Source organism: Alienimonas chondri, assembly GCF_013036045.1.
GTDB classification, from domain to species: domain Bacteria; phylum Planctomycetota; class Planctomycetia; order Planctomycetales; family Planctomycetaceae; genus Alienimonas; species Alienimonas chondri.
This window is the reverse complement of record NZ_WTPX01000029.1, coordinates 21,302-40,953: the sequence shown is the minus strand read 5'-3', so window position 1 is coordinate 40,953 and position 19,652 is coordinate 21,302. Positions and strand designations below refer to the sequence as shown.

15 protein-coding genes are annotated in these 19,652 nt (G+C 67.1%); 9 read left to right on the top strand and 6 right to left on the bottom strand.

All coding sequences use genetic code 11. The features are described 5' to 3' along the window. Window positions 1-484: 484 nt before the first annotated feature. The 4 genes from LzC2_RS06605 (at window position 485) to LzC2_RS06590 (ending at window position 6,673) form a co-directional block, all read left to right on the top strand. Window positions 485-1,849 carry a sulfatase-like hydrolase/transferase gene (locus LzC2_RS06605; RefSeq protein ID WP_206678588.1) on the top strand — a complete coding sequence of 455 codons (1,365 nt, stop codon included), beginning with the start codon at window positions 485-487 and terminating at the stop codon, window positions 1,847-1,849. Between the two features lie 67 nt (window positions 1,850-1,916). Continuing rightward, entirely contained in the window at window positions 1,917-3,761 is a 1,845-nt protein-coding gene (locus LzC2_RS22550) for an AAA family ATPase (RefSeq protein ID WP_171185044.1), read from the top strand. A gap of 135 nt (window positions 3,762-3,896) precedes the next feature. Beyond that, window positions 3,897-5,627, top strand: coding sequence for a hypothetical protein (locus LzC2_RS06595; RefSeq protein ID WP_171185042.1), 1,731 nt, complete (start codon window positions 3,897-3,899; stop codon window positions 5,625-5,627). A gap of 74 nt (window positions 5,628-5,701) precedes the next feature. Further along, a complete protein-coding gene (locus LzC2_RS06590; protein ID WP_171185040.1) occupies window positions 5,702-6,673 on the top strand; it encodes a TIGR01777 family oxidoreductase in 972 nt (323 codons plus the stop codon). Here LzC2_RS06590 and LzC2_RS06585 read toward each other — a convergent pair. The 3 genes from LzC2_RS06585 to LzC2_RS06575 form a co-directional block, all read right to left on the bottom strand. After that, window positions 6,657-8,420: a 2Fe-2S iron-sulfur cluster-binding protein gene (locus LzC2_RS06585; protein ID WP_171185038.1), complete on the bottom strand. Its 1,764-nt coding sequence runs from the start codon at window positions 8,418-8,420 to the stop codon at window positions 6,657-6,659. The genes LzC2_RS06590 and LzC2_RS06585 overlap by 17 nt on opposite strands. Continuing rightward, on the bottom strand, window positions 8,417-9,484 hold the full coding sequence (msrP, locus tag LzC2_RS06580; protein ID WP_171185035.1) for a protein-methionine-sulfoxide reductase catalytic subunit MsrP: 1,068 nt from the start codon (window positions 9,482-9,484) through the stop codon (window positions 8,417-8,419). The genes LzC2_RS06585 and msrP overlap by 4 nt, the downstream gene beginning before the upstream one ends. 121 nt (window positions 9,485-9,605) lie before the next feature. Then, complete coding sequence (locus tag LzC2_RS06575; RefSeq protein ID WP_171185033.1) at window positions 9,606-9,821, bottom strand: dodecin; 216 nt, start codon at window positions 9,819-9,821, stop codon at window positions 9,606-9,608. 136 nt (window positions 9,822-9,957) lie between these two features. Here LzC2_RS06575 and LzC2_RS06570 point away from each other — a divergent pair, with 136 nt between their 5' ends. From LzC2_RS06570 to LzC2_RS06555, 4 genes are all read left to right on the top strand, one after another. Then, window positions 9,958-11,493: a rhamnulokinase gene (locus tag LzC2_RS06570; protein WP_171185031.1), complete on the top strand. Its 1,536-nt coding sequence runs from the start codon at window positions 9,958-9,960 to the stop codon at window positions 11,491-11,493. A 67-nt stretch (window positions 11,494-11,560) separates the two neighbouring features. After that, window positions 11,561-12,508, top strand: coding sequence for a signal recognition particle-docking protein FtsY (gene ftsY, locus LzC2_RS06565; RefSeq protein ID WP_171185029.1), 948 nt, complete (start codon window positions 11,561-11,563; stop codon window positions 12,506-12,508). 330 nt (window positions 12,509-12,838) lie between these two features. Next, on the top strand, window positions 12,839-14,266 hold the full coding sequence (locus LzC2_RS06560) for an outer membrane beta-barrel protein (protein ID WP_171185027.1): 1,428 nt from the start codon (window positions 12,839-12,841) through the stop codon (window positions 14,264-14,266). 583 nt (window positions 14,267-14,849) lie between these two features. Then, a complete protein-coding gene (locus tag LzC2_RS06555) occupies window positions 14,850-16,301 on the top strand; it encodes an ammonium transporter (RefSeq protein WP_246254815.1) in 1,452 nt (483 codons plus the stop codon). A gap of 284 nt (window positions 16,302-16,585) precedes the next feature. Here the strand turns inward: LzC2_RS06555 and LzC2_RS06550 are convergent, their stop codons facing one another. From LzC2_RS06550 to LzC2_RS06540, 3 genes are all read right to left on the bottom strand, one after another. Then, the gene (locus LzC2_RS06550) at window positions 16,586-16,846 is read right to left on the bottom strand and encodes a zinc ribbon domain-containing protein (RefSeq protein ID WP_171185025.1); all 261 of its coding nucleotides are present in this window, start codon (window positions 16,844-16,846) and stop codon (window positions 16,586-16,588) included. Window positions 16,847-16,924: 78 nt separating this feature from the next. Continuing rightward, window positions 16,925-17,857: a class II aldolase/adducin family protein gene (locus tag LzC2_RS06545; RefSeq protein WP_171185023.1), complete on the bottom strand. Its 933-nt coding sequence runs from the start codon at window positions 17,855-17,857 to the stop codon at window positions 16,925-16,927. A 131-nt stretch (window positions 17,858-17,988) separates the two neighbouring features. After that, the gene (locus tag LzC2_RS06540; protein ID WP_246254814.1) at window positions 17,989-19,110 is read right to left on the bottom strand and encodes a M20/M25/M40 family metallo-hydrolase; all 1,122 of its coding nucleotides are present in this window, start codon (window positions 19,108-19,110) and stop codon (window positions 17,989-17,991) included. A gap of 242 nt (window positions 19,111-19,352) precedes the next feature. Between LzC2_RS06540 and LzC2_RS06535 the strand changes: the two genes are divergently transcribed. Next, window positions 19,353-19,625: a hypothetical protein gene (locus tag LzC2_RS06535; RefSeq protein ID WP_171185021.1), complete on the top strand. Its 273-nt coding sequence runs from the start codon at window positions 19,353-19,355 to the stop codon at window positions 19,623-19,625. Window positions 19,626-19,652: the final 27 nt, after the last annotated feature.

Genomic DNA, 19,652 nt, shown 5'->3' with positions numbered 1-19,652 from the left:
GAACGTCCGCGGCGAACGCACCAGCAATTACCGCCCCAGCCGCATCGCCCAGGGCAAAACCGGCCCCCGCGTCCCCCAAACCAGCCTGCCCCTGAACCAGCAGCCGGACATCCGCGCCGCCTTGAAGGTTCTGCAGCGCCGGTAAGCCGCCAGGGTTTGCGTCGAGTCCATGCGAGCCGCTCTCCTTGGGAGAGCGGCTCGTATCGTTCGATCTCAGTCTCCCGCGTCGCGTTTGGCTCAGAACGCACGCGTGAATCCGACGTCGGTTGCCCCGCTCGGACTCCTTTGAGACGTTCGTGCAGTTCTCTGGCGACCGGTCGCCGTTTGCACTTTTCAGGCGGCGTTCATGTGCGGAGTCGATTGGTCTCAGGTTTGGTACACGGCGCTCGCCGGGCTGTTAGTCAGCGGGGGCGGGACTTACGCGGACGATCCGGCGGGGAACGGGGTCGCCGGCGCTGACGGAGATCGCCCACCGAACGTCGTGGTGATTTTCACCGACGACCACGGCTACGCGGACCTCGGCGTCCAGGGCGTGCGGGATGACGTGCGCACGCCGCATATCGACGCCCTCGCCGCCCGGGGCGTGCGCTTTGCCGACGGTTACGTCACCGCCCCGCAGTGCGTTCCGTCGCGGGCCGGGATTCTCACCGGCCGCTATCAAAATCGATTCGGTCTGGAGAGTAATCCGGACGCCGCGGACGCCGGCGTGATGCAGCGCTTCCGACAGCAGCAAACGCTTCCCGAACGCCTCCGGGACCGCGGCTACGTCACCGGGATGGCGGGGAAGTGGCATCTCGGCCCGCCCCCGCAAATCAGCGGGCACGGGTTCGATCACGTCTTTCTGAAGCAGTCAAACGGCGCCGGCTTCTGGAGCATGAATCTCGACGGCGAGGACGTCCCGCCGAGCCTGCATCAAGGCGGCGGATATCACCTGGAACTTATCGCGGACTTCGCCTGCGCCTTCATCGACCGGCATCACGAGAAGCCGTTCTTCTTCTATCTCGCCCCGCGGGCGCCGCACGTGCCCCTCGACGCGCCGAAGCGATTGCTCGACCGCTTCCCCGGCGAGATGCCGGAACGCCGCCGGCAGGCGCTGGCGATGATCTCCGCGGTGGACGACGGCGTCGGCCGCATCGTCGAGACGTTGCGGAAACACGACCTCGAACGACAGACGTTGATCTTCGTCATCGGCGACAACGGCGCTCCGCTCAAGATGCACATGCTGGACGCCCCCGGCGGCGGCCCCGGCTGGGACGGCTCCCTCAACACCCCGATGAACGGCGAGAAGGGCATGCTCACGGAGGGCGGCGTGCGAGTCCCGTTCGTCGCCGCCTGGCCGGGAGTCATCCCCGGCGGACAGACCTCTTCGGACCCGGTGATCTCGTTGGACGTGGCGGCCACAGCGCTCGCTCTTGCCGGGACGCCGCGGGACGAGGCGCTGGACGGCGTCGACCTCCTGCCTCGTCTCACGGGGGAACCCCCCTCCGCCCCGCCCCGCGCCCTGTACTGGCGCTGGCTCGATCAATCCGCGATCCGCAAAGGCCGCTGGAAGTATCTCCGCGGCGGCGGTCGGGAGTATTTGTTCGACTTGGTCGCTGATCCGGAGGAAAAGCACAATCGGCTCGCCGATCGCCCGGAACAGGCTGCGCAACTATTCGGCGAATTGCGCGCCTGGTCGCGGGAGCTTAGCCCGCCGGGAATCGGGGCGTTGAAGTCGGAGGCGATGCGGTCCCAGGGCGTGAAGTTTTATGACTGGTATCTGGAAGGGATCCGCGATCCCGTGCCGCCTCCCGCGGCGAATCGTAAGCCCCGTCGACCGAACCCCGCGGGGGACGGCGGGCGGCGCTAAGCCGAGGGGAAGCGGCGATACGAGCGGCCCGGTAGTCTGATCCCGTCGCCACACTTGGAATTCGCCCGTGTCCGCCGCTCCCGCGTTCTTTACCGATCTGGCCCGGCTGCTCAACAGCGGGCAAACGCGGGCGGTGGTGCTGTCCGGCAACGTCCACGATCTATTCCCGATCGCCCGACCGCCCCGACAAATGGGCGGCTCCAGCGACGCGGCGTTCGTCCCGCTCGTCCCGTTTATGCTGGAACGGACCGAGGCCGCGGGGCTGATCCGTGTCGTCTATGAATTGAACGGCCCCGTCCGGGTGAGCGAAGCCGATCGCGCGACGCTGAAAGACGCCTGGGTGCGTTGGAAAGCCGGTACGGATGCGGACACCCTGCTGCTCCGCGGTCTCGGCCGAAAGGGCCCGAGCGAAGGGGACCTGCTCGGCCGGGAGTTCGACACCCTGATGCACGAGGCGATCGGCCGCCCTACGCAGGCGCTGGAGTTCCTTCGCCAACTCACGATTTGCAGCCGCGAAGCCCTCAGCGGTTCCCTGCTCATCCTGATCGAAGCGGCGGACGTGCTGCTGCCCGCCGGACAGGGGGGCGTCAGCGGGTTGCCGACCGATCAATTGCGGCGGGTGGCGATCGTCGAGGACTGGTTCTGCGATCCGGACTTTATCGAGGGCAACGACAGCGTCGTGCTCATCGCCGACAGCCGCAGCGCCGTGCACCCGCGGGTCGGACGCCTGCCGCAGGTTTTGGGCGTGGAGGTCCCCGCGCCGGACGTGCGGCTGCGACTCGACTATATTGAGGACTTCCTCAAGGACGCCGATCGCCCGGTGCGCTTGTGGGCGGGGGAGGAAGCCGGCCCGCAGAGCCTCGCAGACTTCACCGCCGGATTAAATCTGCACGCTCTCAGGCAGCTCTTAGCCGGCGCCGCTCATAGCGGGGAGCCGCTGACGCCCGCGGGGGTCATCGGCAAGGTGGAGGAATATATCAAAGCGCAGCTCGGCGAGGACGTCATCGAGTTCAAGAAGCCGGAGCATTCCCTCAAGGACGTCGTCGGTTTTGAAGATCTCAAAGCGTTTCTCCGCAGCGAATTGATCCCGCGGTTCAAAGCGAGCGGCGAAGCGGCGCTCCCCGGCGCCGCGGTCGCCGGGGCGATCGGCAGCGGAAAGACGTTTCTCATGGAGGCGGTCGCCGCGGAACTCGGTCTGCCGGTGTTGGTGCTGAAGAACATCCGCAGCCAGTGGTTCGGACAGACGGACGTGGTGTTCGAGAAGCTGCGGCGGGTGCTCGAAGCGTTGCAGAAGGCGGTGATCTTCGTGGACGAGGCCGACACCCAGTTCGGCGGCGTCGGCAGCGGTTCGCACGAGACGGAGCGCCGCCTGACCGGCAAGGTGCAGGCGATGATGAGCGATCCGAAGCTCCGCGGCCGCATCCTCTGGCTCCTGATGACGGCCCGCATCCACCTCCTCAGCCCCGACATCCGCCGCCCCGGCCGCGTGGGCGACCTCATCATTCCCGTCCTCGACCCAACGGGGCTGGATCGCCGGGCGTTCATTCGCTGGGTGGTGAAGCCCGTGCTCGACGGCGAGCCGAACGAAGCGTTGGTGAATCGGCTCGACGACGAACTCTCGCCCACGACCAGCGCCGCCGCCTTCGCCAGTTTGCGGAGCGATCTCAAAGCCCGGCGGGCGATGGCCTCTGAAGGAAAGCCGGCGGGCGAGCCGTTGAGCGAAGACGCCGTGTTCGCCGCCGTCCGCGATCGGCTGCCGCCAGCGATTCAGCAGACGCGCCGCTATCAGGAATTGCAGGCGCTCGTGAACTGCACCCGCCGCAGCCTGCTACCGAATCCGGACGTCACCGTCGAGGAGCGGGCCGAATGGGAAACCGAGCTGCGGGCGCTGGAACGACTGGGCATCGGCTGAGCGGTTTGCCGTCGCCGTTAGGCGGCGCGCCCGCTCACAAAACGCGCCGCCTAGCGGCGACGGCGAACCGGCGGGAACTTTCCGTGCGGCGCCGGCGTCCAACCAATCTCCGCCTCGCTCGAAAGGGTTCACCCGATGAAACTCGCCCCGCTCGCGCTCCTCCTGCCGGCGCTCTGCTGTCCGACGTCCGCCCGGGCCGACCTCGAACGACTGCCGGTCGTCGAACTGACCGCCTTCAAGGACGGCCACGCGCTCGTCCGACGGGAGGGAACCGTTCCGCTGGACGCCGGCGTCGCCCGGATCGACGGACTGCCGGAGCCGGTCTTCGGCACCTTCTGGCCCTATGCGAAGGGCGAGGGGGTGACGTTGAAGAGCACGACGGCGGGCTATCAGAAGGTCACGCTGAGCCGCACGCCGCTGTCGGCGGAGGAGATGCTGACCGCGGCGATCGGCACGAAGATCATCGTGCACGAGGCTCGCGAGACGGAGGACGTCTCCTACGAAGCAACGATCCTCGGCCGGCCGACGCGCAGCGCTGAGGAGCAGGACGCGAACGACGGCGATCCCGCCGCCGGGGGCGGTCAGCCGACGCTGCCGGTCCGCGGGCCGATGATCCTGCTCGGCACGCCGCAGGGCACCCGCGTGGTCCCGATCAGCAAAATCAATGAATTCACCCTCGTCGGCCCCGCGCCGGAGACGATCGAGGAAGAGGTGATCCGTACCGGTCTGAAGCTCCGCGTGGACGGTCCGAAACCCGATGAGAACGTCACGGCCGGGCTGTCGTACGTGCAGCAGGGCTTCAAATGGGTGCCGCAATACCGCGTGATGCTCGGTGACGACGGCCGGGCGAAGATCACCCTGCAAGCCGCGCTGGTCAACGATCTGATCGACGTGGAGGACGCCACCGTGCGGTTGGTCGTCGGCGTGCCGACCTTCGCCTTCAAGGGGCAGACTGACCCGATCAGTTTGCAGGTCGCCTACGATCAGGTGACTCGGGCGACCAATGGCGCAGTCGACCGCTACGACTTTAACGGCAACGGCGCGTTGCTGATGAACAGCATTCAAACGCAGGTCCGAATGGGACGCGGCCGGCGGGAGGCGGAAGCTGCTCCCGCCCCGGAGGTGACCGGCGGCGCCCGTACGGAGGATCTCTACGTCTACACGCTCGAACACGTCACGCTCGCCAAGGGGGAGCGGATGACGGTCACGGTCAAGGAGTTCGACGTGCCCTACGAGGATCGCTACGAGGCGCTGCTGCCGGTGATCCCGCCGCGGGAACTGCTGTCCGACGACAACGAACGCCGCCGCGTCGGGAGCCTGATCGCCGCCAGCACGGTCGAGCATTCCGTCACGCTCACCAACGAGACCGACGCCCCCTTCACCACCGCCCCGGCGCTGCTGTACCGCGACGGGCAGATCCTCGCCCAGTCGTTGATGACCTACGCCGCCCCCGGCGGCACGAGCGACGTGAACCTCGGGACCGCGGTCGAGGTTCGCACCGACGTGACGGAGTCAATCACCGGCCGTAAGGACGAACCCAACCTGCGGGGCATGGACCGCTTCGAGCGGATCATGCTGAAGGGTTCCATCGACATCACGAACCGTCGGCCGGAAGCGACGACCGTGAACCTCACCAAGCTGGTCCCCGGCGAGGTGACCGCGGTCTCGAACGAAGCGAAGAAGCGGGAACTCGGCCCCGCGGACATGGCCGGCTACCCGGACGGGGCGATCAACCTGTCCCGCTACGGCGTGCCCAACTGGTGGGTCTCGCTGAACCCGACCACCGAGATCGAATGGGAAGTGTCCGTTCCGCCCGGCAAGACCGTCACCGTCACCTACGAGTGGCAGTACTTCTGGCGCTGGTGAGCCGACCCTTCGGAGAGTGAGAACGACCGCGAGCCGGGGGGTTTATCCCTCCGGCTCGTTTCGGTTCATCGAGCATGAAGATCCTTCTACCCGGCGGCTGCGGTCAGGTCGGCACGGTCCTCGCCCGTCACTTCGTTCAAAGCGGGCATGAGGTCGTCGCCCTCAGTCGTTCGCCGCAAGCGGCGCGGGGCTATCCGGCTCGCGTGGTCGGTTGGGACGGGGCGACTCTGGGCGACTGGACGAAGGAACTGGCGGACGCGGAGGTCGTCATCAACCTTGCCGGCCGCAGCGTGAACTGCCGCTACCACGCGCAGAACCGGGCCGCGATCTTGAATAGCCGCCTCGATTCGACCCGCGTCCTCGGCGAAGCGCTCGCCGCCTGTCCGTCGCCGCCGCGGGTCTGGCTGAACAGTTCGACCGCCACGATCTACCCGCACACGGTCGATCCGCCGGGCAATACGGAGGCCGACCCGATCGGCAACAAGCCGGACCCGCCGGACACCTGGGCGTTCAGCTTCGACGTCGCCAACCGCTGGGAGGAAGCCGCGATTGCGTTTAAGCCGCAACTCGATCGTACCCGGCTGGTTCTGCTTCGCACCGCGATCGTGATGAACCCCGACCGCGGCAGCGCCTTCGCGGTGTTTCGGAACCTCGTCAAAGCTCGGCTCGGCGGGCGACAGGGGGACGGCTCGCAGTACGTCAGTTGGATCCACGACGCGGACCTCTGCGCCGCGGTCGATCGGCTCATCGCCGACGACTCGTTCGCCGGCCCGGTGAATCTGGCGGCGCCGAATCCCCTACCGAACGCGGCGTTCATGGCCGCGCTGCGGGAGGCGTGCGGCGTGCGAATCGGGTTGCCGGCGACCGCCGCGATGATCGAACTCGGCACGCTGTTCATGCGCTCGGAGAGCGAACTGGTGCTGAAGAGCCGTCGCGTCATCCCCGCCAAACTGACGAACGCCGGATTCACGTTTCAATTCCCCGAATGGCCCGCGGCCGCCCGGGAGCTGGTGCAGCGGTTCGACGCCGCTACGCCTCGATCGTGAGGGACGCCGTCGTCGCCCGGGCCTGACAGGCGAGGATGTAGTCGGCCTGTTCCTCTTTCTGGCTGAGGGCGTCGCGGTGGGCCATCGTCACCGCCCCTTCCGTACACCGCACCTTGCACTGCCCGCAGATGCCGGATCGGCATTCGTAGGGGATCGCCGCCCCGACCGATTCGGCGGCTTCGAGGACAGTCGTCTCGCCGGGGACCGCGGCAGTGAGGTTCGATCGTGAGAAGGCGATCGCCGCGGACTCGACGGGGGCGTCGCCCTCGTGGGCCTCCGAATGTTGGGGCGGCGCTCCGGCGACGAACTCCTCGACCGTGATCCGCTCCGGCGGGACGCCCTGCGACGTCAGCAGGTCGCGGGTCGCCGCCATCATCGGCTCGGGGCCGCACAGGTAGACCGGCAAGTCGCTGAGATTCGGCACAAATTCGGCGAGTCGCTCCGCCGTCAGCCGACCGGCCGCCACGTCATCGCCGTCGGCGTCTTCACGGGTGAGCGTCGTCAGCAGATGCACGTTCGGGAATCGTGCGGCGAGCGATCGGAGCTCCGCTTCGGCGATGCGATCCGCGCGGGTCTTCTGGACGTTCGCCACGTAGATCTCCCCCGGCCAGGAACGATCCGTCAGCGATCGCAGGAGGGACAGAATCGGCGTGACGCCCACCCCGCCGGCGATCAGCACCACGCCCGCGGCGGTGGGATCCGGGGCGAATAGGAACTTCCCCGCCGGGCCGGCGACGGTCAGCAGATCGCCTTCGGCGACCGTGTCGTGCAGCGCCTGGGAGCCGAGACCGTTCGGATCGCGCTTCACCGTGAGTTCGCAGAACCCGCGGCGAGTCGGCGAAGACGAAATCGAATAGGGACGCCGCAGCGTCGCCGGTTGGTCGACGCCCCCCTCGCCGGGAACCTGCACCGGGAGCGACACGGTGAGGTACTGCCCGGCCTCATAGTCGAACGGCAGATCGCCGCCGTCGGGGGCGATCAGCCGAAAGGTTTTGACGTCCGGCGTCTCCTCGAAGATCCGGGCGACCTTCAACGGTCCCCGCCAGTGCTTCGACTTGGCGGTCGCGGCCACGGTCGCGGGGACCGTCGCCGCATCGGCGGCGATCTTCAGTTCGCGGTAGTGCTTGATCGCCCGAAAGCCGAGCAGCAGTCCCAGGACGGCGGCGAAGGCGAGCGGCAATCGCACGTCGCTTTTGACCTGCATATAAAAATGCAGCACGCCCGCGGCGGCGGAGAGATACGCCAGGCGGTGCAGCCGCTTCCACCAGACCGGCCCTATCCGCCGAATCATGCCGCCGGTGGAGGTGACCGCCAGCGGAACCATCGCCACCAGGGCCACGGCGCCGACCTGCAGATAGCGGCGGGCGAGCAGTTCGTCCCACACGCTTGAGAGAATCCCCGCTCGCTCCCACACGACATACACGACGACGTGCACGATCGCATACAGAAATGCGAACAGCCCCAGCGCCCGCCGCACCGCGATCACGGCGTTCCAGCCGGTAAGCAGTCGAATCGGCGTGACGGCCAGCGACAGCAGCAGAAAGATCAGCGACGTCAGCCCGGAGGTGTGCAGCGCCGCGTTCACCGGATCGCCGCCGAGGTTCCCCCGAGTCGCATCCCAGATCAGCAGCGCCAGCGGCACCAATCCATTCAGGGTCGCCAGCAGCTTGAGAAACTTCGCATCGAACACCGGTGCGTCCCGCCCGGCCGATCCGGGAGCGGCGACCGAGGGGCTGGCAACGCTCAAAACATCTCCGTCAGGTCGATGCCGTTATAAAGGTGGGCGACCTGATCGGCGTACCCGTTGAACATCAGCGTCGGCCGTCGGCCCGGCAGGCCGATCCGTCGCTCGGTCGCCTGACTCCACCGCGGATGGTCGACGTTCGGATTCACGTTGGCGAGGAACCCATATTCGTTCGGCGCCGCTTCGTTCCAGGTGGCGATCGGCTGCGTATCCGTCAGCGTGACCTTCACAATCGATTTGATCCCTTTGAAGCCGTATTTCCACGGCACGACCAACCGCACCGGCGCCCCGTTCTGCGGGGCGAGCTCCCGGCCGTACAGCCCCAGCGCCAACAACGTGAGCGGATGCTGCGCCTCCGAGAGCATCAACCCTTCGACGTACGGCCAATCCAGCACGTTCGTCCTCTGCCCCGGCATCCGCTCCGGGGCGTAAAACGTTTCAAAGGCGACGTACTTCGCGGCGGCGGTCGGGCGGACGGCGTCCAACAACGCGGACAGGGGGATGCCGGCCCACGGCAGCACCATGCTCCACGCCTCGACGCAGCGCATCCGATAGATACGCTCCTCCAACGGTGCCAGCGCTTTGAGCTGCGGCAGCGTGAAGGTGCGGGATTCCTCGACCAAACCGCCGACTTCCAGCGTCCAGTCGTCGGTCTTGAAGTCGGCCGCGACCGTCGCGACGCCGGCCTTATCGGTCGTGAACTCGTAGAAGTTATTATAAGTCAGCGCGGCGACGCGCTCGGTCAGCGGCTCGTCGACCGTGAAGCCGCGTTCGGCCCGCTCGGCGTCGGTCAGTTCCGCGGGTTCTTCGGGCGGCGGTTCCGGCTCCTCGCCGGCTGTGGCGGGAGTTGATGGAGCCTCCGGCGTTTCCGTGACGGATCGATCCAACCCGGCGAGCTTCTCCGTCTCCGCCCCGAGGTCGCCGTCCGCGGCGCCGTTCGTCCCGAGGCGGTACAGCCCCGCGGTGGCCGCGGCGCTGCCGGCCAGCACGCCGGCTTGCAGCAGCCGGCGCCGATTCAAATACACCGGATACGGCGTGACCGGATCGGCGTCGTGATCGTGGGACACGGCGGGCAGCGGGCGAGAGGGCGGGCGATCGGAACGGAGACGTCCCGATCACGGTCGGCGTCCCTTCTAGGGGGTCGCCCCCCCGCCGACAAGCCGGGCCGACGGCCGGCCGCGCTGTCGTTCAGCGACTTTCGGCGATGGTGAAGCCGACTTTGATCGTCACCTGATAGTGCTGCACCTTGCCGTCCTCGAGGTGGCCGCGGGTCTCGACCACTTCGAACCAACGCATGTCCTTGATGGTCTGGCCGCAGCGGTTGACGGCGTTCTGAATGGCGTCCTCGATGCTGGTCTCGGAGGAGCCGACGAGTTCGAGCTTCTTGTAGACGTGGTCGCTCACGGCGGGCGGGGCGGTTGGGGGAGGGGTGGAAAGGAATTGCGTGCCCGAGGAGTGTAGAACCGGACGGCGTCGTGCTCACCGGGCCGACCCCTATCCCTGAATGCCCCACGTTTTGCTCAATCGGATTGCTCCCCCGATGCCCGATCCCGTCTTCCTTGCCGTCGATCTGGGAGCCGAAAGCGGCCGCGTGATCGCCGGTCGCTTCACGCCCCCGACCTCCGAAGCGAGCGGCGAGGGCGGGACGGTGGCGCTGGAAGAGGTCCATCGCTTCCCGAACGGTCCCGTCGCGATTCCCGGTCCCGACGGGGCGCTGTCCCTGCGATGGGATCTGCCGGCGCTGTGGAAAGAGATCGTCATCGGGCTGACGAAGGCCGGCACGCGGTACAGCGGGGAGGTCGTCAGCATCGGCGTGGATACTTGGGGCGTCGATTACGTCCTGCTAAGCGAAACTGGCGAGGCCCTCGGTCTGCCGTGGAACTACCGCGACGCCCGCACCGAGAACGCCTTCGACGAAGCGTTCGCCGACGTGCCGCGCGAGGAGATCTTCGCCGGCACCGGGATTCAATTCCTGCCGTTCAACTCGCTGTACCAACTGCGGGCGACGCGGCGGGATCATCCGGAATTGCTCGCCGCGGCGACGCGGCTGGTCCTCATGCCGGACTGGTTCCACCGCTGCCTGTGCGGGTCGGAGGCCGTCGAGTTCACCAACGCGACCACCACGCAGCTAGTCGATCCGAAGACCCGCGATTGGAACCGCGACCTGATCGCGAAGCTCGATCTGCCGGATCGCATCTTCGGCCCGATCGCGGCGCCGGGTACGGAGCTGGGCACGCTGTTCCCCTCGCTGTCGCAGCAAACCGGCCTGCCGGAAAGCGTGAAAATCGTCGCCCCCGCCACGCACGACACCGGCAGCGCCGTCGCCGCGGCGCCGACCGAACGCACCGGCCACGCCGATTGGGCCTACATCTCCAGCGGCACTTGGTCTCTGGTGGGGATCGAAACGCAGGGGCCCGTCCTGGGCGAGCAGGCGCTCGCGGCGAACGTCACCAACGAGGGCGGCGTCGACGGCACGAACCGCCTGTTGAAGAACGTAATGGGCTTATGGTTGGTGCAGGGCGTGCGGCGGTCGTTCGCCCGGGGCGGCGACGACTTGGACTACGCCGAACTGACCCGCCGGGCGGCCGCCGCCGAAGGACTGGTGAGCCTCATCGACCCGGACGATCCCCGGTTCCTCGCCCCGACGGACATGGCCGCGGAGATCGTGGGCTACTGCCGCGAGACCGGGCAGCCGGAGCCGGAGGACATCGCGGCGATGGTGCGCTGCTGCCTGGACAGCCTCGCCCTCCGCTACGCCGCGGTGCTGGAGACCCTCGCGGACCTCACCGGCGAGCGCCCGCAGGTGGTGCACGTGATGGGCGGCGGCTGCCGGAACGGTCTGCTGAACCAACTGACCGCCAACGCCTGCGGAGTCCCGGTGTTGGCCGGGCCGGTCGAGGCGACGGCGTTGGGCAACGTCCTCATGCAGATGCGGGCGGCGTTCGAGATCGATTCGCTCGCCGAGCTGCGGGCCGTCGTGCGACGTAGTGAAGAGGTGACGCGATTCGAGCCGAACGCCGACGACGACTGGGCCGCCGCGAAAACGCGGCTGCGGAAACTCTCCGATCGAGCCTGACCGCTTGCGGTTTTGCGGCGCCTGGACATCCTAAGCGCCCGCAAAACCGCTAGCGACGCCCGCCCCGATGGCCCTGTTCGAGAAGTTTAAGTCCGGTCTGCAGAAGACCCGTCAGGTGCTCAACACCGACGTGCGCGATCTGTTCAAAGCCGGCGCGATCCTCGACGAGGAAATGCTGGAGGAGTTCGAAGGGCGCCTGATCCGCAGCGATATGGGCGTCGAGGCCGCCGACGAGATCGTCGCGGAGCTGCGCAAGCAGCACCTCGGGCGCACGGTCGACCCGCAGGCGATCGCGGAGACCGTCAATGCGAAGCTCCGCGACCTGCTCTCCGGCGAGGACCGCGCGGAGGGGGGCGAAGAGGAGAACGCGGATCCGCTGACCCGGCTGAACCTCAACCCGGACGGACCGACGGTCATCCTGGTCTCCGGCGTGAACGGCGTGGGGAAGACCACCTCGATCGCGAAGCTGGCGAAGCTGCTGACCGACGCGGGGCAGTCCGTGGTGCTATCCGCCGGCGACACTTTTCGCGCCGCCGCGGTGGAGCAACTGACGATGTGGGCCGGTCGGATCGGCTGCGAGATCGTCACCGGCGAGGCGAACAGCGACCCGGCGAGCGTCGCCCACCGCGGCGCCGCGCGGGCCAAGGAACTCGGGGCGGACGTGCTGATCCTCGACACCGCCGGTCGGCTGCAGACGCAAACCAACCTGATGAACGAACTGGGGAAGATCCGCCGGGTCGTCGGCAAGCAGATCGACGGGGCGCCGCACGAGAGTCTGTTGGTGATCGACGCCACCACCGGGCAGAACGGACTGAGTCAGGCGGAGAAGTTCTCCGAAGCCGCCGGCTGTACGGGCATCGTGCTGAGCAAACTCGACGGCAGCGCCAAGGGCGGCGTCGTCATCCCGATTCGCCGTCGCATGAGCATTCCCGTCAAATTCGTGGGTCTCGGCGAGGGGCTGGGGGATCTCGCGGTGTTCGAGCCGGAGAAGTTCGTGCGGGCCTTGGAGATCTGACGCGGCGAAAAAGCGGACTGATCCATCCTTTTTCGGGACCGCAAGCGGAATTCGATTTTTCGACGGCGAATTCGGGCGCGAATAGGTGGGGTTCTGAGGTCCTCGACCGAGAAATGGAATTTTCGGTCCCTTTTTCTTGGGAGAGATAAAGGGTCGGGCGGCCTGCGGCGCCGATGTATTGCGAGGGGGAACGCCCGCACCACCGCGCCAAGGCGTGCGGGCGGCCGTCCCCCACTCCTGCGTCGACCCGCACTCGAACGACGCCGGAACGCCGTCGGTCATGGAGGCCCACGGCGGTCACGGACGACCCTTCACCTTTAGGAGTTTTTTATGTTGCGCCTTAGCGACACCGCCCTTTGGCGGGCCGGTCGCCGGTGGGCGTGGGCCGGCGGATTCGGCCTGCTGCTCTCCGGAACGACCTCGGCGATGGCCCAGGACTGCGCCCCCGTTTGCGCCGCCCCGGGCGGTTGCGATCCGGTTTGCGCCGCCCCCTCAGGCTGCACCTCCAACTACGATGCCCTGACCCACGGCGCCGTCGGCTGCGGCTCCGTCGTCGGTAGCTGCTGCGACGCCGGTTGCGCCGACGGCTGCGACGGTTGCGGCACCGACTGCTGCAACCTCGGCGATCCGTGGCGCCTGACCGACTGCCTCGACCTCAGCTGCCTGGATCTGGGCAGCTGCTGCGACACCGGCTGCGATACCGTTTGCGACGACGGCTGTGCCGTGGGTTGCGACGGCGGCCTGTGCGGCGACGAAGGCGGCCCGGTGATCGGCGGCTGGGTTCAGTTCGGCTACCACAACAAGTCGACCGGCCAGTTCAACAACCGGCCGGACCAGTTCGCCAACCACCAGAGCTGGGTCTACATCGAAGACGTCGCCGACGGGTCCAACGGTTGGGACCTCGGTTACCGCGCCGACTTCATGTACGGCCTGGACGCCGGCGACACCCAGTCGTTCGGCAACCCGCCGAACACGTTCGACAACCAGGCGAACCCCAACAACTTCTTCAACCGCGGCGCCTACGGCTTCGCGATTCCGCAGTTGTACGCCGAGGCCGCCTACGGCGACTTCAGCGTCATCGCCGGTCACTTCTACACGCTGCTCGGCTACGAAGTCGTTACCGCTCCGGATAACTTCTTCTACAGCCACGCCCTCACGATGTACAACGCGGAGGCGTTCACGCACACCGGCGTGCTGACGACCTACCAAGCGTCCGACGACCTCACGCTGTACAACGGCTACACCTTCGGCTGGGACACCGGCTTCGAAGACTTCAACGACGGCGACAACAGCGACGGGTCGAACTACCTGGGCGGAGCCAGCGTCGCGCTGACCGACAGCATCACGCTGACCTACATCAACACCTGGGGCGACCTCGGCACCATCGGCGAAGGCTACACCCACAGCATCGTCGCCGACTGGCAGATGGACGACGACTGGAACTACGTGTTCCAGTCGGACTACTACGACGTCAACCGCGGCGGCGTGGACTTCCAGTACTACGGCGCCAACAACTACCTGTTCTACACGATCAACGACTGCCTGGCGGTCGGCGGTCGCGCCGAATGGCTCAAGGTGGACGGCGAGAGCATCTACGAAGTCACCGGCGGCGTGAACATTCGCCCGACGGCCAACCTCGTGATTCGTCCCGAGTACCGCTACCAGTTCGGCTCGGCCGCCGGCTACGCCGCCATCGGCGACGGCACCGCGGTCGTCGATCAGGGCATCTTCGGCGTCGATGCCATCCTGACCTTCTGATCCCCTCCCCGGCGCCTTGCCGGGGACGAGTCAGCAGGGACGGAGACGACAAGTACGGAAGTTTGAGGAGTTCGGTCGCCGGCAGGGTGAAGTTCGCCCAGTCGGCTGACCGATAAGAACAGCATCGGACCGACGCTCTTCGAGCTGAGGTCCACAAGCTACGGCCCCGACATCCCGACCGGCTGAAACCCCGCAACGATCGCCCTCGGGCGTGAGTCGCGGTGTCCAGGACGGACCCGTCAGTCGGCGGCCAGGAAACGCCGTCGTTCGCCTCCGGGCGAACGGCGGCGTTTCTGTTTGCGCAGACAGTAGGCACCGGCGCCTGCCCGCCCACGCAGCATTGCTCACACAAAGTGCATCAATGCACCAACAAGAGGCACCCGAACACGCGGCGATCGGGTTTTGGGCGAATTCGCCACGGAAATCCCCGGGAATTGCCAAACCTCCGTTGTGAGACGCTCGCGACGCATGCTCAGCTGATCCACAATCTGGCTCGCCGCTGTGGCGCTCTCGTGATTCGATCCGTGAGCTGCCGCCGCCCGGCCTTCCCGCCTCTCTTCCCCGCCGCTCGCTTCGACTCGCGATGACGTCACTTTCCACCACCCGCCCGGGGGCCTGGCTCCCGCTCCTGTTCGCCGCACTGCTGTGCACGGCGCCGTCCTCCGCCTACGCGCAGGACGACGGCATGGCCGAGGCCGATCCGACGTTGGAGATCGTCGAGGAAGATCTGGCCGCCCCTGAAGATCCGGTGACGGAAGAACCCGCTCCGCCGATCGTCGCGACCGCGGCCGACGTCGACGCCCAGGTCGGCTACACGATCGACAACCTGTTCCTGTTCTTCTGCGCCGTGCTGGTGCTGTTCATGCAGGCTGGCTTCGCCATGGTGGTGGCGGGCTTCTGTCCGTCGAAGCACACGGTCAACATTCTCTTTAAGAACGCCTTGGACCTCGGCGTCGGCGTGCTGCTGTTCTACCTCATCGGGTTCAACCTGATGTATCCGGGTGACGAAGGCCTGATCGCGGACGGGTACGTCGGCAAGATCGCCGTCGGGATGGATGCGACGACCGCCCCGGGCGCCGGCACGCTGAACCCGCAGATCGACTTCCTGTTCCAGGTCGCCTTCGCCGCGACCGCCGCGACGATCGTCGCCGGCGCCGTCGCCGGTCGAATGAAGTTCGGCGCCTACCTTGTCTACTCCGCCATCCTGACCGGCCTCGTTTATCCGATCAGCGGGTACTGGAAATGGGGCGGCGGGTTTCTGGAGCAAGCGGGCTTCTACGACTTCGCGGGCTGCGGCGTGGTGCACATGGTCGGCGGCTTCGCCGGCCTGGCAGGCGCTTTAGTCCTCGGCCCCCGTCTGGGTCGATACACGCCGGACGGCAAGCCGATCGCCGCGCCGGGCCACAGCTTGCCGCTGGCTACGCTGGGAACGTTCATCCTGCTGATCGGCTGGTTCGGATTTAACCCGGGTTCGCAGCTGGCGATCTACGGCAGCGAGAACACCGACGCCGTCTCGATCATCGCGGTCAACACGCTGCTCGCCGCCTCCGCCGGCGCCGTCGTGGCGACGTTCGTCAGCTGGGGGATGTTCGGCAAGCCGGACCTCTCGATGGGGCTGAACGGCATGCTCGGCGGCCTGGTCGGCATCACCGCGAACTGCGACGGGGTGACCAACAGCTCGGCCCTGATCATCGGCGCCGTCGCCGGCGCCTTGGTCGTCGCGGCGATCATCGCGATGGACAAGTTGAAGATCGACGACCCCGTCGGCGCCTTCCCGGTCCACGGCGTCTGCGGCATGTGGGGCCTGCTGGCGATCCCCATCTTCGCTACCTACGGCCTCAACGATGCTGGCGAGCAGTACGGCACGTGGGGAGCACAGATCACCGGCTTGATTTGCTACGCGATCTGGGCGTTCGCCACGATGTACGTGCTGTTCTTCGGTCTGAAGATGATCGGCTTCCTGCGGGTCAGCGCCGAGGACGAAGAACGCGGCCTGGATATCTCCGAGCACGGCATGACCGCCTACTCGACCTGATCCCGAGCCGGCTTCAAGAGCAGCTGCGGAACGCCCGCCCGTCCCGGTTCCGACCGGGGCGGGCGGTTTTTTTTCATGCTTCGACCATCTGGATAGCGAGGCCAGGCCGGCTCGTTCGTTCTTCCAAGACGCCTCGACGCAGCGCCTGCCAGTGCGCCCGTTGGATAAGTTCGGCGCTCGCCTGTGAGCCCGAAGCGCAAGCGAGACCCGGAACCGCCCCGCCTCGCTTGCGCTTCGGGCTTACGAAGGGCTTCGCAGACCGCCACGGCAATCCGTGAAACGTCCTAAAAGATCGCCATTCCGCCGAGCAGGGCGAAGATGGTCGCGACCACGCCGATCACTCCCAGCGTGACGGCCCATTGCGGAACGTTTCGCAGGGCCGTGCTGCGACCGGGGGTGATGTAGTCGCCGCAATACGGGCAGCGCTGGGTTTCCTCGTAAACCGGCTCGCCGCAGGACGGGCACGGCAACTCCTCGGCGTCGTCGTCGCCGTAGGCGTCGTCCTCGTACGGTTCGAACTCGCCGGAGTCGTCGTCCCACGCCATCGCATCTTTGCGGTTCGGGTACAAAAAAGCGTCCCGGACGCTCGGAGCGACCGGGACGCGAGAGCGGGTCGAACCGACTCAGCCCTGCTTCATCAACTCGACCACCTTCTGGGCGATCGCGGCGACCAGCGGGTCGTCCTTGAGCGGCGGGGTGGGCGGCAACTCGCCGGAGGCCTTGCCGGCTGGCTTGCCGATCGGGCCGAAGCTCGGCGGGGGATTAAACGCCTTGGGGGCGTACAGGTTCTCGCCTTCGCTGTCGTAGACTTCGCGGAACGCGGTGTTCCCGACGAGGTCGGCGTCCGGGTAATGGAACCGGGGATCGTCGAAGCCGAGCTTCTGCTTCAGCTCCAGCAGTTCGCGGGTGTGACGCTCCGCGAGGTAGTCGATCGGCCCCATCTGCTTGGCGAGCAGCAGGATGCGGCAGTAGCTGTCCAGCACCTCGGTCTTCCAGTACGCCTCTTCCAACGTCTTATCGTAGGAGATCGTGCCGTGATTCTTGAGAATCAGGTGGTTCGTGCCCTTCAGATACGGCAGCACGGTATCCGCGAACACCTGCCCGCCGGGCGTCTCGTACGCGGCGAAGGGGGTTTCGTGCAGGAAGACCTCGACTTCCGGCAGCACGCCCTGCGGGATCGGCTCGCCGGCGACGCCGAAGGCGGTCGCGTGCGGCGGGTGGCAGTGCACGCAGCTCTTCACGTCGTCCCGGTTCCGCATGATCGACAGGTGCAGCAGGATCTCGCTGGTGCGTTTCCGCTGGCCGTAGATCTGGTTGCCCTGCATGTCCACGCCGCAGATGTCCTCGGGGGTCATGAACCCCTTGCAGATCATCGTGGGCGAGCACAGCACCATGTCTTCGCCGACGCGGACGGAGATATTCCCGTCGTTCGCCGCGGCGTAGCCCTTGTTATAAAGCCGGCGGCCGATCTCGCAGATCTCCTCCTTGACCGCGTCGTCGTTCAGTTCGGGGGCGTCGTTGGGGAAGTCGACGCGGAGGTGTTCGGGGATGGCCATGAGCGAGGCAGATCGAGATTGGCTGGAGTGATTCGGCGGGCAGGTTACAGAACCAAGGCGGAGAGAGCCTCGCCGTTAACGACTCGGCGCTCGCAATCTTCATCCGGTCCGAAACCGCCCCGTAACGGTCGCTACAAGCGATCCACGCCGGGGGTGAAGTCGCTGTCCGACGACAGCGACAGGCAGAACTCGCAGAGCAGATCGGCGGCGGCGTCCAGATCGTCCATCGAGATCACCTCGACCGGACTGTGCATATATCGCAGCGGGATGCCGACGATGCCCGTCGCCGGGCCGCCCCGGGTCAGTTGGATCGCGTTGCCGTCGTTCGACGCCCCGCGCGACAGCGCGGAGACCTGCACCGGCAGTTCATGTTCTTCGCCCAGCTGGACGAGCGAGCGAAACAGCGGCGTATTGATGTTCGGCCCGCGGAAGGCGACCGGGCCGCGGCCGATCCGCACGTCGCCCACCTCGCCCTTCTCGACGGTCGGGCAGTCCGAAGCGTGCGTCACGTCCACGGCGATGCCGACGTGCGGGTCGATCCGGTGGGCCGCGGTCTTCGCGCCCCGCAGACCGATCTCTTCCTGCACGGTGGAGACAGCGAAGATCGCGGCCTCGGGCTTCCGAGCCGCGGCCCGGCGGGCCGCTTCGACGATCACCCACACGCCCACGCGATCGTCCATCGCCGGTCCGGCCAGCACGCCGCCCCGCAGCGCCCGATACCCCAGCCGCAACGTCACCGGATCGCCGACGGCGACCAACTCCAACGCCTCCGCCTTACCTTCCACCCCCAGATCGACCCACAGATCCTTCACCTCGGGCACCTGCTTCCGTTCGTCCTGGGAGAGCAGGTGAATCGCCTTCCGGGCGATCACGCCGGCGACCGGACCGTCGGCGCCGTGCACTTCGACGGCCTGGCCGATCAGCGTTTGCACGTCCCAGCCCCCGACCGCGGAGACCCGCAGGAAGCCCTGATCGTCGATGTGCTGGACGACCAGCCCGATCTGGTCGCAGTGACCGGCGAGCATTACCCGCAATTTGTCGGCGCCGAGGCCGTCCTCGCCGGCGTTCACCGCCGCGGTCAGATTCCCGTGCCAGTCGGTGGAGACCTTGGCCCAACCGGCGGCGTACTCGCCCACGACCGCTTGAATGCCTTCCTCATAGCCGCTGGTGCCGGGCGTGAGGAGCAGTCGGTCGAGAAACTCGCGGGCGTCGTCGGTCATCGGCACGACGGGGGGGAGCGACGGGGGAAGCAAAATCAGATCGGTCGATCTCGGCCCGCGTTATACCCGGCTCGGGGGAAGACGGCGACCGACCGATGTCGGCCGACCGACGCCGGCCGAAAGTAATCCATCAGTCAGATCAAATGCTTGCCCGGATCAGATTGTGACGGTAATCTCGCATCGGCCGGACCCGATTCAAAGTTTCCGATCCGGATCGCCCGACCGACCCCGCGACGATGCCGGGGTTGCCCCCGCTTTGCCGAAGGATGCGGCCGATGATCGCTACAATCGACCGTTTCGAAACCGAAACGCTTCCCCCCCGCAGAGAGACCGTCAGCGATGCGGTGAACCGGCTGGTTCGGGACCGCACCGGGGCGTTGCTTCGCGACCTTCGAGTCGACGTCGCCCCGGCTCCGAGCGCCGATCGCGAGTTCTCCATCATCCTCACCGGCCGGTGCGGGACGTTCTACTGCAAACAACTGGCCGGCGTCGCCGCGATGGCCGCCGCCCCCGGCGGGGTCGTTCGGAACCGCATCGCGGTCGGCTGAGAAGCCCGCTCCGGGGGGCACGTCGGA